The organism is Pseudomonas sp. SMN5 (assembly GCF_052041925.1).
Taxonomy (GTDB): Bacteria; Pseudomonadota; Gammaproteobacteria; order Pseudomonadales; family Pseudomonadaceae; genus Aquipseudomonas.
In genome coordinates, this window is the sequence record NZ_JBKGGX010000030.1 from 1 (window position 1) to 14,147 (window position 14,147).

Consider the following 14,147-nt stretch of genomic DNA (forward strand, 5'->3'; position numbering starts at 1 on the left):
GAATTCCCAGAACCCCTGTCTGCCTCAGCAGACAGGGGTTCTGTCGTTTTGGGCCGGTAATCGGATCGCTCCTCTGATTGATGGAACTCTGCGGCAAACCGTGACGCCATTGCTATGCTTTGGTAGTCGGGGCACTGGTGAACAGAGGAGCCTGCGACGTCACTGGTCATGGGGATTCCAATAATGAAAAACCCTTATGCTCCCGGCTTCTGGTGCGCCATTGCAGCGCTGATCTTGCTTTCGGCCACCTATTTCTACGGCGTGATGCTCACTCATCAGATCGACAGGGCGTTGCTGTTTCTGGACAGCGCAGCCGCCTTGATCGGTGTGATATCCATCGCGGTCGTGGCTTGCGCGACACTTCAAGGCCAACGCATCAAGAAAAAACACCTCGAACAAGGCAAGACCCTGGTGCTGATCTGGGATACCAAGGTGGCTTTGCGGAGGGTCGAAACAGTCTTTGATCGTTATTTCTGGGGCAGTTATTGGCAGCCGGGTCGTACGTTCCAGGAAGTCATGGGGGAACTCACCGGTACGCCGTTAGAAAAAAGCCTTGAGGCCCTGAAAACCCAATGTGCAGCCTTGGACAAGCAAGTAACCCAGGATGGTTGGCACTGGCTGAACAACGCTCGTGAGCTGTGCGATGTGGCTAATGCCATGGCCCGAGAGCGTTACCAACTGGACTTTTGCGATTCACGTGCGGATTCACCGGGTTCGGCGGTGATCAATCGTGATTTCGAGGTGCTGGTGTACACCTGGACCGCTCGACTCAAGACTTTCGACCACCAGCTCGATGAGATAGAAGTCGAATATTCGTAGACCACCTCTCAAGAAAACGTTTTCCCCCCTTTAAACATTGGGCGTGCGGGTGTGCCTGATGGTAATCTCGCCCCACTTCACGGCGTCGAGCCACACCCCTTGCGGGTCAGGGAAGACGACGGCTTTCTTCAACCATGGATATCAATCGGGTCACTCATGAATAAATCAGCAAGCGTACTCCTGGGAATCGTAGTGGCAGTCGGTGCAATCAGCGCGGGTGGCGCGTGGTACACCGGCACCAAACTCGAAGGAGTGTTGAAAGACGCTATTGCCGATAGCAACAAACAGATGCAAGTAGCCTTGGCCGGCTCCAACAGCACATCCAGCCTGGAGCTGATTTCCCTGGAGCGTGGCACGTTCAGCAGTACTGCTCACTACCGCCTCAAAGGTGAAGGCGAGATGTTCGGTGGCGAGCCGGTTGAGCTGCTGCTCGTTGACCGCATCGAGCACGGCCCGCTGCCGTTCTCGCGCTTGGTAACGCTCAAGTGGCTGCCAGTCATGGCAACCAGTCACACCGAGCTTGAGCGCAACCCGCTGACCGATAAATGGTTTGCCGCCACCGATGGCAAATCCCCGCTCAAAGGTATCACCAACCTGGGTTATGACGAATCCATCAATGGTACCTACGAGCTGCTGCCGCTGGACACCAAGCTGGATGAGCAATCCCAACTGACGTTCTCCGGCTTGAAAGTCGACCTGGCCGCCAGCGCCCAAGGGCAGAAGGTCAAGGCCGACGGCTATATGGACAGCTTCAAGATCACCACCGTTTCGGAAGAACAGACTCCAGTGCAGGTTGAAGTCAATGGCCTGACCCTGGCCAGCAACCTGAGCAAGAGCACCTATGGTTACTACATGGGTGATAACACCGTGCTGCTGAGCAATACCAAGGTCACGTTTGGTGAGCCCAAGTCGGTATTGAGCCTGAAGAACTTCGAGATGAAGAACAACAGCTCCGAGAACGGTACTAGCGCTTCGGGACGTGCCGACTACAAGATCGGTGAATTGGCGTTCAACGACAAAGTGATCGGTTCTGCGCAGATGGCGGTAAGCCTGAAAAATCTCGATATCCCTGCCACGATGTCGTTGATGCAAATTTACCAGACCAAACTGCAACCTTACGAAAAAGCCGCAGCCGAGGCCGCTGCCGCCGGCGAACCCGCTCCAGAGTTGAACCTGACCGAAGCCGAAGAAGCACAGGTCAAGGCTGATCTGGAAAAACTCCTGGCTGGCGCTCCTCAGATCGCCCTGGAAAATCTGTCGTTCAATACTGCCAACGGCGAAAGCCGCGCCAACCTGGTCGTTGACCTGGCCAAGCCGCAGTCCATGGACCTGCCGCCGGATGAGCTGGCCCGTCAGCTGCTCGCCCTGCTGGATTTCAACCTCAAGGTTTCCAAGCCGATGCTGGTGGACCTGATGACCGTGCAAGCACAGATGGAAGGCCAGACCGACGCCAAGCTGATCGCCGACCAGGCCACTGCCACCAGCGATATGTTCAGCGCCATGGCCGTCGGTACTCAGCTGGCGACCCTGGAAGGCAATGATGTTGTCACCAAATTGCATTACGCCAACAATCAGGTCGACTTCAATGGCCAGAAAATGACCGTCGAGCAATTCTCGCAGTTTGTGATGAACAAGCTGGGTGGGGGCGTCGCCATCCAGTAACTCGTCCAGGCAACACCCAAACCCGGTCCGTGCGATGCACTGGCCGGGTTTTTTTATGCCCGTCGTTTTTCCCCCCACCAAATCTGAAGAGATTCTGAAGAATTATTGCGTTCCGAAAGATGACCTGTCCGAGAGTGCAAGACTAAGCCCATTAGAGCTTGGCCGGACTCCATGATCCGGCTTCCTGTTTGATGGGCAAGGGGGCACTGCGACCCGGCTGGCCATGTAAGGATACTGACGAATGCCGCGTACTGTGGGTCCCTTTATTCAACGTGGTCTGCGCCCGCTGTTTCGCGCCGCGCTGTGCAGCCAATTGTGCTGGCCGGCGCTGGCGATGGCGGACACTGCTTATGACCAGATGGTGCTTGATGCCCGCGCTGGCCATTACACGCCGGCCTTGAGCGCACTGCGCAAAGTGCCGAGCGCTCAGGCGAGCGCTGCGCAGATCAGCGACCATTTGCAGATCGCCAGCTGGGCCGGCCTCGATGCCGAGGTGGTCCAAGTTTATGAAACCCAAGGACGCCATCGCGACCTGCCGGTGCAGGCATTGGCGGCAACGGCCCGCGCCTATCGCAACCTCAAGCGCTGGGATTCGGCAGCCGAACTGTATCGCCAGGCATTGCTGATCGATCCGCGAAATCCAGACCTGCAACTGGGCCTCGCCTTGACCCAGGCCGATGCCGGCAAGCCCGACGAAGCCGTCAGCCGCGCCCGAGCCCTGGTAGCCGCCAAGCCGGCAGATCCGATGCGGCGTATGGCGCTGGGCTACGCCCTGACCCGCGCCAACAGCCCTCACGAAGCGCTGTTCGAATATGACCAGGCGTTTTACCGCGCCGGCAATCAGCCTGAGGTGGCACGCGAATATGTCATCGCTCTGCAACGGGCCAGGTTGCCCGAGCCGGCGTTGCGCCTGGCGCGTCTACAGCCTGGGCTGATCGATCGTGGCGTACAACGACGATTGGAAGGCGACGTTGCCGCCGAACGAGTCCGTCTGTCGGACATGGCCAGCCGTAGCGAACAGGAGCGCTTCGTCATTGCCGACCGTGCCCTGGCCGATTACGACAAATTGCTCGCTACCTGGACGCCCGTGGAGGAGGCCCACGGCGACGTGCTGCGCTGGCGTATCGATCGCATGGGCGCCCTCAACGCCCGCGCGCGTCGGGCTGAGGTGATTGCCGAATACCAGAAACTGATCGCCGAAGGCGTGAGCATCCCGACCTATGCCCTGCGCTGGGTGGCGTCTTCCTACCTGGAGCAGCGGGAGCCGGAAATCGCTGTCGATCTGTACCGTCGGGTGTTGACGGCGCCGGATGCCGACCCGGCTGATCGCTTCGAAGACAACACCGCGCTCTACTACGCACTGCTGGAAAGCGAAAAGTCCGAAGAGGCACGAGCGCTGGCCGAAGACATGGCCAAGTCCCAGCGCCCGCGTATCGAACTCAAGGGCCTGCCGATCGGCAACCCCAACGATGAATGGATGGATGCCCAGCAGCTCGCCGCACAAGCCGGTACCTATGGCGCCGATCTGCCTTCTGCCGAGACTCGCCTGCAAGCGCTCGTCGCTCAAGGCCCCGGCAACACCGGCATGCGCCTGGCCCAGGCCGATCTCTACCAGGCCCGGGACTGGCCGCGCCGCTCGGAAAGCCTGCTCAAGGAAGTCGAGGCCACGATCCCGCGCAATCGCGACCTGGAAATTGCCCAGGCCCGTGCCGCGATGGACTTGCAGGAATGGCGGCAACTGGATGCCCTGACCGATGACGTGGTTGCCCGTTACCCGGAAAATGCCCATGTCAAACGCCTGCAACGCCAGCGCGACGTACACGATATGGCCGAACTGCGCATCGAAGCCTACACCGGGAAAAGCTATGGCGGCGGCAACGGCGACGCCGGCGCGGTCACTGGCAGCCGGGATTTCGGTATCGAAACGTTGCTCTACAGCCCGCCCGTCGATGAGGATTGGCGGCTGTTCGGCGGCGCAGGCTACGCCACCGGTGACTTTGAAGAGGGCACTGGCCATCACCGCTGGCAGCGCCTCGGGGTGGAGCGCCGTACGCGGGACATGACGCTGGAGGCCGAGGTCTCCAATCACGCTTACGGTTCCGGCGACAAGCAAGGCGCCCGCGTGGCCGTGGCCCGGGACATCAACGACCACTGGCAGTACGGCGGCAGCCTGGATTACCTCTCGGCCAACACCCCGTTGCGGGCACTCAACAGCGGCATCCGGGCCAATGGCGGTAGCGGTTTCGTGCGCTGGCGCGCCAACGAAAGTCGCGAGTGGCGGCTGGCCGTCAGCCCGTCCCATTTCAGCGACGGCAACAACCGCCTCGAGACCCTGCTGACGGGCCGTGAAGGCCTTTACAGCGCGCCGCGCCTGCAAGTGGAACTGGGTCTGGAAGTGGGCGCCAGTCGCAACAGCGGGTCCGACGAGGTGCCCTACTTCAATCCCAAGTCGGACTTCAGCGTCATGCCCACGGTTAGCGCGAACCACGTACTGCATCGCCGCTACGAAACCACCTGGAGCCAGCAATTCCAGATCGGTGCCGGCAGCTACAGCCAGCGCGACCACGGCACTGGCGCCATGGGGCTGTTCAGCTACGGGCAACGCGTCATCTGGAACGACGTCCTCGAGGCCGGCGCCGCGCTGAGTTGGCTCAACCGCCCTTACGACGGCGATCGCGAAAGCGATCTGCGCTTGCTTGTCGACCTCACCTACCGCTTCTAGAAGAGTTTGAAGATGCCCGTCATTTCGCGATTCATTCTGCTGCTGGGGGTCTTGCTGATCAGCGCGTGCGCCCAGCAAGCCCCGGCGTTCACGCCGCCCTCGGAGCGTCCTATAGCGGCCAACGAGGCACCGTGGCCGAAGAACCATGTACTCGGCATTGCCTACCACGATGTCGAAGATCTTGACCCGGACCAGGCACTGGTGGCCGTGCGCACCGAACGGCTGATCGAGCAATTGGCGTGGCTGCGGGAAAACCATTACCAGCCGGTCACCGTGGACCAGATCATCGCTGCCCGCAACGGTGGCCCGGATTTGCCGCCGCGCGCGGTGCTGTTGAGTTTCGACGACGGCTATTCAAGCTTTTACACCCGGGTGATGCCGATCTTGCGCGCCTATAACTGGCCGGCGATCCTGGCCCCGGTCGGCAGTTGGGTCGATACGCCGCAGAACCAGACCGTGGATTTCGCCGGTGTGCCGCGCAAACGCTCCGAGTTCCTGACCTGGGAGCAGGTTCGCGAGGTTGCCCACTCGGGCCTGGTGGAAATCGCCGCCCACACCGACGCCAACCACAAAGGCATACTCGCCAACCCCCAGGGCAACCAGCAGCCTGCAGCGACCACCCGGCGCTACGATCCGGCCACCGGCCGCTACGAAACCGAGGCGGATTTCCAAGCGCGCCTGCGCCAGGACGTCGTGGCGATTTCCGAGAAAATCCGCAAGGTCGCCGGCTACAGTCCGCGGGTCTGGGTCTGGCCTTACGGCGAAGCCGACGGCACGGCGTTGCAGGTCATCGGCAGCGAAGGCTACCAGATGGCCCTCACCCTGGAGGACGGCCTCGACAGCCTCGATAACCTGATGAGTGGCCCACGCTTTCTGGTGGCTTCCGATCCGGATGGCGCGCACTTCGCCGAGAGCATCGTCTCCGTGCAGACGATGGACCCGATGCGCGTCGTCCACGTCGATCTGGATTACGTCTATGATCCGGATCCGGCGCAGCAGGAAGCCAACGTCGGCAAGCTGATCCAGCGCATTTCCGACCTGGGCGCCAACACCGTGTTCCTGCAGGCCTTCGCTGATCCGCAAGGCGACGGCCTGGTGCATTCGCTGTACTTCCCCAACCGTCACCTGCCCGTTCGGGCCGATCTGTTCGACCGGGTGGCGTGGCAATTGCGCACCCGGGCCAACGCCAAGGTCTATGCCTGGATGCCGGTGCTCAGTTTCGCCCTCGACGCCAAGCTTTCACGGGTACAGCGTTGGGACCCTCGGACCGGCAAGATCGGTGTCGCCCCCGACCAATACGTGCGCCTGTCGCCGTTCGATCCGAACGTGCGCAAGGTCATCGGCGAAATCTACGAAGACCTGGCGCGGATGAGCTCGGTGGACGGCGTTCTCTATCATGACGACGCGGTGTTTTCCGACTTCGAGGACGCCAGTCCCGCCGCCCTGAAAGTCTATGCCGCCCACGGTCTGCCCACGTCCATTGCGGCCCTGCGCGACGACCCGGCGACGATGCAGCGCTGGACCCGTTTCAAGAGTCGCTACCTGATCGACTTCACCCATGAGCTGACCGCCAAGGTCAGGGCGATTCGCGGCCCGCAAGTGCTGACGGCGCGCAATATTTTCGCCGAGCCGATGCTCAATCCCGAAAGCGAAGCCTGGTTCGCCCAGAATCTCGACGACTTCCTCGGTGCCTACGACTGGACGGCACCGATGGCCATGCCGTTGATGGAAAAACAGCCTCTGGAGCAATCCGGCCCTTGGCTTGAGCGCCTGGTGGACACCGTCAAGGCTCGTCCCGGTGCGCTCAAGCGCACGGTGTTCGAATTGCAGGCGCGGGATTGGGACAGCCAACCGGCCCGCGACATCGACGGCGAACGACTGGCCGATTGGATGGGGCGCCTCAAGCGTAAGGGCGTGACCAGTTTCGGCTACTACCCGGACAACTTCATCGACGACCAGCCTGCCGTCAAGACCGTGCGGCCGGCGCTCTCCAACAAGTGGAATCCTTGACATGCTCGACAGACTGCTCGCCCTGCTGGTGCTGGCGATCGTCCTTGGGGTGCCCCTGGGTCTGATCTTCCTGGTCACTGGGCAATTCCTGATGGACTTCGTGTTCTTTTACCCGCTGTTCATGTCCGGGTTGTGGATCGCCGGTGGCCTGTATTTCTGGCTGCACTGGGAACGCCACTGGCCGTGGAAGGACGACACGCTGCCGCCGTCCCTGGCCGGCGAGCCGCTGATCAGTATCCTGGTCCCGTGTTTCAACGAGGGCGACAACGTCGCCGACACCATCCACGCAGCGCTGGGCCAGCATTACCCGAATATCGAAGTCATTGCGATCAATGATGGCTCCAAGGACAACACCGCCCAGGTGCTCGACCAGTTGGCGGCCCATGACCCACGCCTGCGCGTACTGCACCTCGCGGAAAATCAGGGCAAGGCGGTGGCCCTGCGCATGGGGGCCATCGCCGCACGCAGCGAATACCTGGTGTGCATCGACGGTGACGCGCTGCTGGCACCCAATACCTGCGCCTATCTGGTCGCCCCCATGCTCGACAACGCCCGCCTCGGCGCGGTGACCGGCAACCCGCGCATCCGCACCCGTTCGACGCTGGTGGGGCGGGTCCAGGTCGGCGAGTTTTCTTCGATCATCGGCCTAATCAAGCGCACCCAGCGGGTGTTCGGACGGATCTTCACCGTCTCCGGCGTGATCGTCGCGTTCCGCCGCACCGCCCTGCATCGGGTCGGCTACTGGAGCCCGGATATGATCACCGAAGACATCGACATCAGCTGGAAGCTGCAATTGGACCACTGGAGCATCTTCTACGAACCCCGGGCGTTGTGCTGGATCCTGATGCCCGAAACCCTGCGCGGCCTGTGGCGGCAGCGGCTGCGTTGGGCCCAGGGCGGCGCCGAAGTGTTGTTCAAGAACATCCGTGGCATCTGGCAATACCGCCATCGCTACCTGTGGCCGCTGTTGTTCGAGTACTGCCTGTCCACCGGTTGGGCGTTCACCTTCCTGTTGTCGGTGATTTTCTGGGGCACGGGCAAGTTCGTCGAGATGCCGGCGGCCATCGCGGTCGACCATCTGATGCCACCGGCCTTCACCGGATTGTTGTTGGCAGCGGTGTGCCTGATGCAGTTCGCGGTGAGCATCCTGATCGACCGTCGCTACGAAAAAGGCCTATGGCACATCATGTTCTGGGTGGTCTGGTATCCGCTGGTGTTCTGGCTGATCAGTCTGTTCACCACCCTGGTGAGCTTTCCCAAAGTGCTGTTCGGGCAGCATCAGAAACGGGCGCGTTGGATCAGCCCGGATCGCGGCATCAAGCCGATCGATGATCAGGAAGAGGAAGTGATCGGATGAAAATTATCAGGACCCGCCAACGACCTTTTCTGGTGGTCATCGATGTGCTGTTCACCGTGTTCGCGTGGATCGGCCTGTTGTACCTGCTGATCAACGGCTTGTGGCCGTTGTTCGATAGCCATGCCGGTCCGCGGCTCGGTGGCTCGGCGTTCGAGACCCTCGGCACCTTGCAGATCTACGGCTGGGTGGCACTGGTCAACGCAGTGGTACTGATTGCCTGGGCGCGTTATCAGCAACGCAAGAGCCGCAGCTTCGCCCAGCGCCGACTGCCCGCGCCGGTAGTGGACGACCAAGGCTTGAGCGAAAGCTTCAAATTGACCGACGGGCGCCTGGACACCTTGCGCCAACCCGGCTCGAAGATTATCCACAACAATCAGGAGGGTGACATCAGCCAGGTGGTGCCGCATTTCCATGTGCTCAGTCCTGAAATGCAGCCCCCGCCGCTGGCGCCGTTGGAGCGTCCACGAGTCATTCACCTGCCGGTCGATAACACCGTGTAAAAAAACTCGTCCAACTGTGGGAGCGAGCCTGCTCGCGATAGCGGTGTGTCAGGCAACATCGATTCAAGCTGTGCCGGCCAATCGCGAGCAGGCTCGCTCCCACATCCGATCCAGGTTGGCCTTGCCCTGTGTGGGGCTGTCTTGTCAGAAAGATGAGAAATCCCGAACCAAGCGCCACGCCTGATCCATCGGTAACGGCTGTTTCATGCGCTGGGCCAGTGCCGCCATGGCTCGGCCTTCATCGCAGGCCACGGCGGCCGCGACCAGGCCTTCTTTGCCCAACAGGGCGATAAAGGGTGGATGCTCGGGCGTGCCCTTGAACTCCACCTCGTCCCAGTGCTCGGCGTGACCGAGATAGTCATAGCGTTTGCCGAAGTGATAGGTCCAAAAAAACGGCACGTCCAGGTACTGCTCATCACCCCCGAGCATGTTCGCGGCGGCGATGCGCGCTTGCTGCTGGGCCAGGCGCCAGTGCTCGATTCGCCGAGGCTGGCCGTTGAGCGGGAAGGTCGCGATATCACCGACGGCCCATACACCATCGGTCACGCGCATGCCGGCGTCGGTCGCCAGCGATTCGTCCTGCTCCCGTGGCAAGTCCGCAAACGGCTCGGTGGCCGGGCGCACGCCAATGCCGACGATGACAAGGTCCGCAGCAAAGCGTTGGCCGTTATCCAGCACCACCGCTTCGACCTTGCCGGTGCCCTCGATCCGCGCCGCTTCACCGTCGGTGTGATAAACCACACCGTTGGCCCGATGCCGAGCCAGAATGGCCTGACCGACGTTCTCACCGAACTGGGCGGCGAACGGTACCGGATGGCGGGCCAGGACGGTCACGCTCAGATCGCGTTTGCGCAAGGCCGAGGCTGCTTCCATGGCGATGAAGCTGTCGCCGATGAGGACTGCCCGCTGCCCCGGTCGGGCCTTGGCAAGGATCCGCCGGGTGTGGGCGATCGAGCGCAGCACGAAGACCTGCGGCAAATCGATGCCAGGCAGGTCCGGCATCCTGGGCACTGCGCCGGTGGCGATGAGCAGTGCGTTGTAGCTCAGGTCCTGGCCGTCGGCGAGTCGGATTCGCCGGGCGTTGGGGTCCAGCCGCGTGACTTCGCCACGGACCCTTTCGATGCGTTGTCGGGTGAAATAACTTTCATCGCGCAGCGGCGGCGTCTCGTCGACCGCCATGTCGCCGGCCAACACATATTTGCTCAGCACCGTGCGGTCGTACCCGGCCTCGGTTTCGCGGTCGATCAGCTGGATCCGCCCGCCGAAGCCTTTATCCCGCAACGCCGCAGCACACGCGGTGCCGGCCGCGCCCGCCCCGATGATGACAAACGTGCGCGGATCGTCGGCCGGGGGGATTTTCTGCGCCGGGAGTGGTTGGTCATCGACCCAGACATCCTCGCCGCGCACCTCGACGTGATAGCGCTGCAGACTGTCGAGGGCCGGGGGCTCGCACAGGGCGCCGTCTTCGGCGCGGAAGCCGGCCTTGTGCCAAGGGCAGATCAGCCGTCCGTGACACACCGCGCCCTTGGCCAATGGCGCGCCGGCATGTGGGCACTTGCCCTGGAAGGCCCGCACTTGACCGCCTGCACGCAGCAGTACGATGGAGGTGTCGTTGATGCTCACTTCAAGGCCGCGGTCCTCGCGCACATCAGCGAAGCGGGCGACGTTATGCATAGGCATGGTCGATCTCCGTCAGGCGTTTCCCGTTGGAGTCGATGGTTCGGAACGAGGTTCAGCGTAATTGTCACTGCAACCGGGTGGGCGCTGCGGCTATAGTTCGCAGGCCGTCCATGGCCTGATCCACATAAGGTGCCCGGTATGACCCGATTGAACTCTCTCGCCCCCTGGCTGGCAGCCGTTGCCCTGGTGCTCTGTGCACAAGGGGCCGCCCGGGCCGAGGACCGTTTCACCCTCAACATTCCTGGCGTGTCGGACGACCGCCTGTTCACCGCGGCGGCTGCCAGTGACGCCAACAATTGTGGCGGCAAGAATATTTCCCCGGCGCTGAGCTGGAACGCCGGCCCGCCCGGTACGCTCAGTTATGCCATCGTCATGCTCGACCCGGACGGCCAGCGCGGTCAGGGTGTCGATCACTGGGTGCATTATGGGATCAAGGCCAGCACGCGGCAGATTCCGGCGGGGGCGGGCACCAAGTCCTCCCTGGAAGGCATGAGCGGCATCAATAGCAAGGACACCCACGGCTACATCGGGCCATGTCCGCCTATTGGTGACAGCGCCCATCACTACCTGATCCAGCTTTTCGCCCTGGACTTGCCGCCGGAAGCCTTGCCGGCCGGCCTGACCCGCGCCCAGCTGATGGAAAAGATCAAAGGCCACGTATTGCGCAACAGCAGCGTTGTTCGCCGCTACCACCGTTGAGAAGCCGGTGGGCAAGGGCTGGCGCGGACTCCTGCCCCCACAAATCCCCGTGGCGAGGAGCTTGCTCCCGCCAGGTTGCCCGGCAACCCCAACCACACCATTGGCATCACGCGTCAAAGCGAGCACTATCGAGCCCCTGTTCACTCATGCCGGAGGATGACGATGACGCAGAAATTCGACGGCATCGCCCGCCTCTTGAACTGCCCCACCAAGGGCGACGAAATCCGCCGGGCCATTGCCCGAAGCCGTAAGGACTACCTGCCTGCCGACGCGGCCGACGATGCCGCGCCAGGCCAACCACCGGCCGAGCCTGTGGATAACGACCGCGACGCCTGAGTCGTGGGCTTTTAAAACTCATCTGCATATGTGCCTATGACTGCCCAAACCCATCTGCCAGGCGACCGATTCAGCCGCTCCGATTACAAGACCTTGGGCCTCGCGGCCCTGGGCGGCGCGCTGGAGATCTACGATTTCATCATCTTCGTCTTCTTTGCCCTGACCCTCAGTCAGTTGTTCTTCCCCCCGGAAATGCCCGATTGGCTGCGCTTGCTGCAAAGCTTCGGGATTTTCGCCACCGGTTACCTGGCCCGGCCATTGGGCGGCATCCTCATGGCGCACTTCGCCGATCGCCTGGGGCGCAAACGGGTGTTCAGCCTGAGCATCCTGATGATGGCCTTGCCCTGCCTGCTCATCGGTGTAATGCCGACCTATGCCCAGATCGGCTATTTCGCCCCACTGCTGCTCTTGGCGTTGCGCATCCTCCAGGGCGCGGCGGTAGGCGGCGAGGTGCCCAGCGCCTGGGTATTCGTGGCTGAACATGCACCGTTGCATCACCGGGGCTACGCCCTGGGCTTTCTCCAGGCTGGCCTGACCTTCGGCTACTTGCTGGGCGCGCTGACCGCAACCGCGCTGGCGCGCATCTACACGCCTGAGGAAATCCTCGATTACGCCTGGCGCCTGCCGTTCCTGCTGGGCGGGGTATTTGGCGTGATTGGCGTCTGGCTGCGTCGCTGGTTGAGCGAAACGCCTATCTTCGTGGCCCTGCAAGCCAATCGCGAAGGTGCCGCTGAGCTGCCGTTGCGCACGGTTCTGCGCGACTACCGACACGCCTTGCTGCCGGCCGTCATCCTGACCTGCGTGCTGACCTCCGCGGTGGTGGTGTTCGTGGTCATCACTCCAACCGTGATGCAAAAAAGCTTCGGCATGAGCCCCGGCCACACCTTCGCCCTGAGCAGCCTGGGCATCGTCTTCCTGAACATCGGCTGCGTCCTGGCCGGCCTGGTCGTCGACCGCATCGGCGCATGGCGCACCGTCCTGCTCTACAGCCTGCTGCTGCCGGTGGGCATTGCGCTGCTCTATGCCAGCCTGATCAGCGGCGGCGCCTGGCTGGGCCTGGCCTACGCCGTGGCCGGCCTGGGCTGCGGCGTGGTCGGCGCGGTGCCGTCGGTGATGGTCAACCTGTTCCCGCCAAAGATCCGCGTGTCCGGCATCTCGTTCACCTACAACATTGCCTATGCACTGTGGGCGAGCATGACGCCGCTGGTGTTGATTGCGCTGGTGCCTTGGAGTCCGTGGGTATGCGTGGGGTATTGCGTGGTGATGGGGGCAGTCGGGGTAGGGGCGGCGCTGTATTTTCCAGTCCGCCACACAAAAGCAGCGCAGCCTTCATTGGCCTGCGAGTCTTGACCTGGCTGTATAGCCCCGTACCCGGTCAGGTCTGATGGGCCAGGCGTTCGCGCAGGAAGTCGACAAACGCACGGGTTCGGGCCGAGCGCCTTCGGTCGTGGTTGAACACCGCGCTGATGGGCAGGGCCGCCGGCTGGTAATCGAGCAGCAGGGCGGATACGGCTCCCTGGCGCAGATCGGCGGCGAACAACCACTGCGGCGAGAGTGAAATCCCCAGCCCGCTGAGCACCATCTCCCGGATGGCCTCGCTGCTGTTGCTGGTGACATTACCCTTGATGTTCACCCGATGCTGAGCGCCCTCGCGCTCAAATCGCCAGACGTCGTAATGCTCCAACAACGTGAAGCCCAGGCAGTTATGCCCGGCCAGATCGGCCGGCTCAAGCGGCGTGCCGTGTTGTTGCAGGTAAACCGGGGAGGCATATACCTGGCGAGGGCTGTCGCCGAGGGAAACAGCCACCAGCCCTTCGTTTTTCACCGCGCCGATACGAATGGCGACGTCGATGTTTTCCTTGAGTAGATCCTCATTGTGATCGCCCAGCCTCAGGTCGATCAGGACCTTCGGGTGGCGCGCCAGGAAATCACCGATCAACGGTGCGATGCACAATCGCCCGAAACTCACGGGCGCCGCAACGCGCAGGGGCCCGGCAATCGCTTCCTGGCCGCTGGCAAAATTGAGCCGGGCGCTGTCCAGGCTGGCGAGGATTTCCTTGCTTTCGACGTAGAAGCGCTGGCCTTGGTCGGTCAACGCGAGTTGCCGGGTGCTACGGACAAGCAATGCTCCGCCAAGTTGTCGCTCCAATGCGCGGATCTGCTTGCTCACCGCCGGTTGGCCCAGGTTCATCTCCCTGGCGACAGCCGAGAACGAGCCACGCTCGACCACCCGCACGAATATCTGCATTGCCTCGAACAGATCCATAGGGATTTGGCCTTCGTTTGGAATAAATCCTATCCATTGTTGCTTACTTATCGGAATGCGCCATGACTCGCAATATGAACCTACCCACTCATTGGA

11 protein-coding genes are annotated in these 14,147 nt (G+C 62.2%); 9 read left to right on the plus strand and 2 right to left on the minus strand.

From position 1 onward, the window contains the following. Positions 1-183 precede the first annotated feature (183 nt). The 6 genes from ACLEJR_RS23390 (at position 184) to pgaD (ending at position 9,070) form a co-directional block, all read left to right on the plus strand. Positions 184-819, plus strand: a complete 636-nt coding sequence (locus tag ACLEJR_RS23390) for an NADH:ubiquinone oxidoreductase subunit N (RefSeq protein WP_440798954.1) — start codon at positions 184-186, stop codon at positions 817-819. A 156-nt stretch (positions 820-975) separates the two neighbouring features. Beyond that, positions 976-2,481 (plus strand): YdgA family protein, encoded by a 1,506-nt coding sequence (locus ACLEJR_RS23395; protein WP_440816818.1) that lies wholly within the window; start codon positions 976-978, stop codon positions 2,479-2,481. 241 nt (positions 2,482-2,722) lie between these two features. Continuing rightward, positions 2,723-5,203 (plus strand): poly-beta-1,6 N-acetyl-D-glucosamine export porin PgaA, encoded by a 2,481-nt coding sequence (gene pgaA, locus ACLEJR_RS23400; protein WP_440816820.1) that lies wholly within the window; start codon positions 2,723-2,725, stop codon positions 5,201-5,203. 12 nt (positions 5,204-5,215) lie between these two features. Next, positions 5,216-7,213, plus strand: coding sequence for a poly-beta-1,6-N-acetyl-D-glucosamine N-deacetylase PgaB (gene pgaB / locus ACLEJR_RS23405; RefSeq protein ID WP_440816822.1), 1,998 nt, complete (start codon positions 5,216-5,218; stop codon positions 7,211-7,213). A 1-nt stretch (position 7,214) separates the two neighbouring features. Further along, entirely contained in the window at positions 7,215-8,570 is a 1,356-nt protein-coding gene (gene pgaC / locus ACLEJR_RS23410; protein ID WP_440798962.1) for a poly-beta-1,6-N-acetyl-D-glucosamine synthase, read from the plus strand. Next, positions 8,567-9,070 carry a poly-beta-1,6-N-acetyl-D-glucosamine biosynthesis protein PgaD gene (gene pgaD, locus ACLEJR_RS23415; RefSeq protein WP_440816824.1) on the plus strand — a complete coding sequence of 168 codons (504 nt, stop codon included), beginning with the start codon at positions 8,567-8,569 and terminating at the stop codon, positions 9,068-9,070. The genes pgaC and pgaD overlap by 4 nt, the downstream gene beginning before the upstream one ends. Positions 9,071-9,214: 144 nt before the next feature. Here pgaD and ACLEJR_RS23420 read toward each other — a convergent pair whose 3' ends face one another. Next, positions 9,215-10,750 carry an FAD-dependent oxidoreductase gene (locus ACLEJR_RS23420; protein WP_440816826.1) on the minus strand — a complete coding sequence of 512 codons (1,536 nt, stop codon included), beginning with the start codon at positions 10,748-10,750 and terminating at the stop codon, positions 9,215-9,217. Positions 10,751-10,888: 138 nt separating this feature from the next. Between ACLEJR_RS23420 and ACLEJR_RS23425 the strand changes: the two genes are divergently transcribed. The 3 genes from ACLEJR_RS23425 (at position 10,889) to ACLEJR_RS23435 (ending at position 13,135) form a co-directional block, all read left to right on the plus strand. Further along, positions 10,889-11,449, plus strand: coding sequence for a YbhB/YbcL family Raf kinase inhibitor-like protein (locus ACLEJR_RS23425; protein ID WP_440816828.1), 561 nt, complete (start codon positions 10,889-10,891; stop codon positions 11,447-11,449). A gap of 162 nt (positions 11,450-11,611) precedes the next feature. After that, complete coding sequence (locus tag ACLEJR_RS23430) at positions 11,612-11,785, plus strand: hypothetical protein (RefSeq protein WP_440816829.1); 174 nt, start codon at positions 11,612-11,614, stop codon at positions 11,783-11,785. A gap of 36 nt (positions 11,786-11,821) precedes the next feature. Continuing rightward, positions 11,822-13,135: an MFS transporter gene (locus ACLEJR_RS23435; protein WP_440816831.1), complete on the plus strand. Its 1,314-nt coding sequence runs from the start codon at positions 11,822-11,824 to the stop codon at positions 13,133-13,135. Positions 13,136-13,160: 25 nt separating this feature from the next. Here ACLEJR_RS23435 and ACLEJR_RS23440 read toward each other — a convergent pair whose 3' ends face one another. Then, a complete protein-coding gene (locus tag ACLEJR_RS23440; protein WP_440816834.1) occupies positions 13,161-14,051 on the minus strand; it encodes a LysR family transcriptional regulator in 891 nt (296 codons plus the stop codon). Positions 14,052-14,147: the final 96 nt, after the last annotated feature.

Coding starts and splice junctions, on each gene's coding strand:
- ACLEJR_RS23390 (WP_440798954.1), top strand. CDS start 184: ATGAAAAACCCTTATGCTCCCGGCTTCTGGTGCGCCATTGCAGCGCTG.
- ACLEJR_RS23395 (WP_440816818.1), top strand. CDS start 976: ATGAATAAATCAGCAAGCGTACTCCTGGGAATCGTAGTGGCAGTCGGT.
- pgaA (WP_440816820.1), top strand. CDS start 2,723: ATGCCGCGTACTGTGGGTCCCTTTATTCAACGTGGTCTGCGCCCGCTG.
- pgaB (WP_440816822.1), top strand. CDS start 5,216: ATGCCCGTCATTTCGCGATTCATTCTGCTGCTGGGGGTCTTGCTGATC.
- pgaC (WP_440798962.1), top strand. CDS start 7,215: ATGCTCGACAGACTGCTCGCCCTGCTGGTGCTGGCGATCGTCCTTGGG.
- pgaD (WP_440816824.1), top strand. CDS start 8,567: ATGAAAATTATCAGGACCCGCCAACGACCTTTTCTGGTGGTCATCGAT.
- ACLEJR_RS23420 (WP_440816826.1), bottom strand. CDS start 10,750: ATGCCTATGCATAACGTCGCCCGCTTCGCTGATGTGCGCGAGGACCGC.
- ACLEJR_RS23425 (WP_440816828.1), top strand. CDS start 10,889: ATGACCCGATTGAACTCTCTCGCCCCCTGGCTGGCAGCCGTTGCCCTG.
- ACLEJR_RS23430 (WP_440816829.1), top strand. CDS start 11,612: ATGACGCAGAAATTCGACGGCATCGCCCGCCTCTTGAACTGCCCCACC.
- ACLEJR_RS23435 (WP_440816831.1), top strand. CDS start 11,822: ATGACTGCCCAAACCCATCTGCCAGGCGACCGATTCAGCCGCTCCGAT.
- ACLEJR_RS23440 (WP_440816834.1), bottom strand. CDS start 14,051: ATGGATCTGTTCGAGGCAATGCAGATATTCGTGCGGGTGGTCGAGCGT.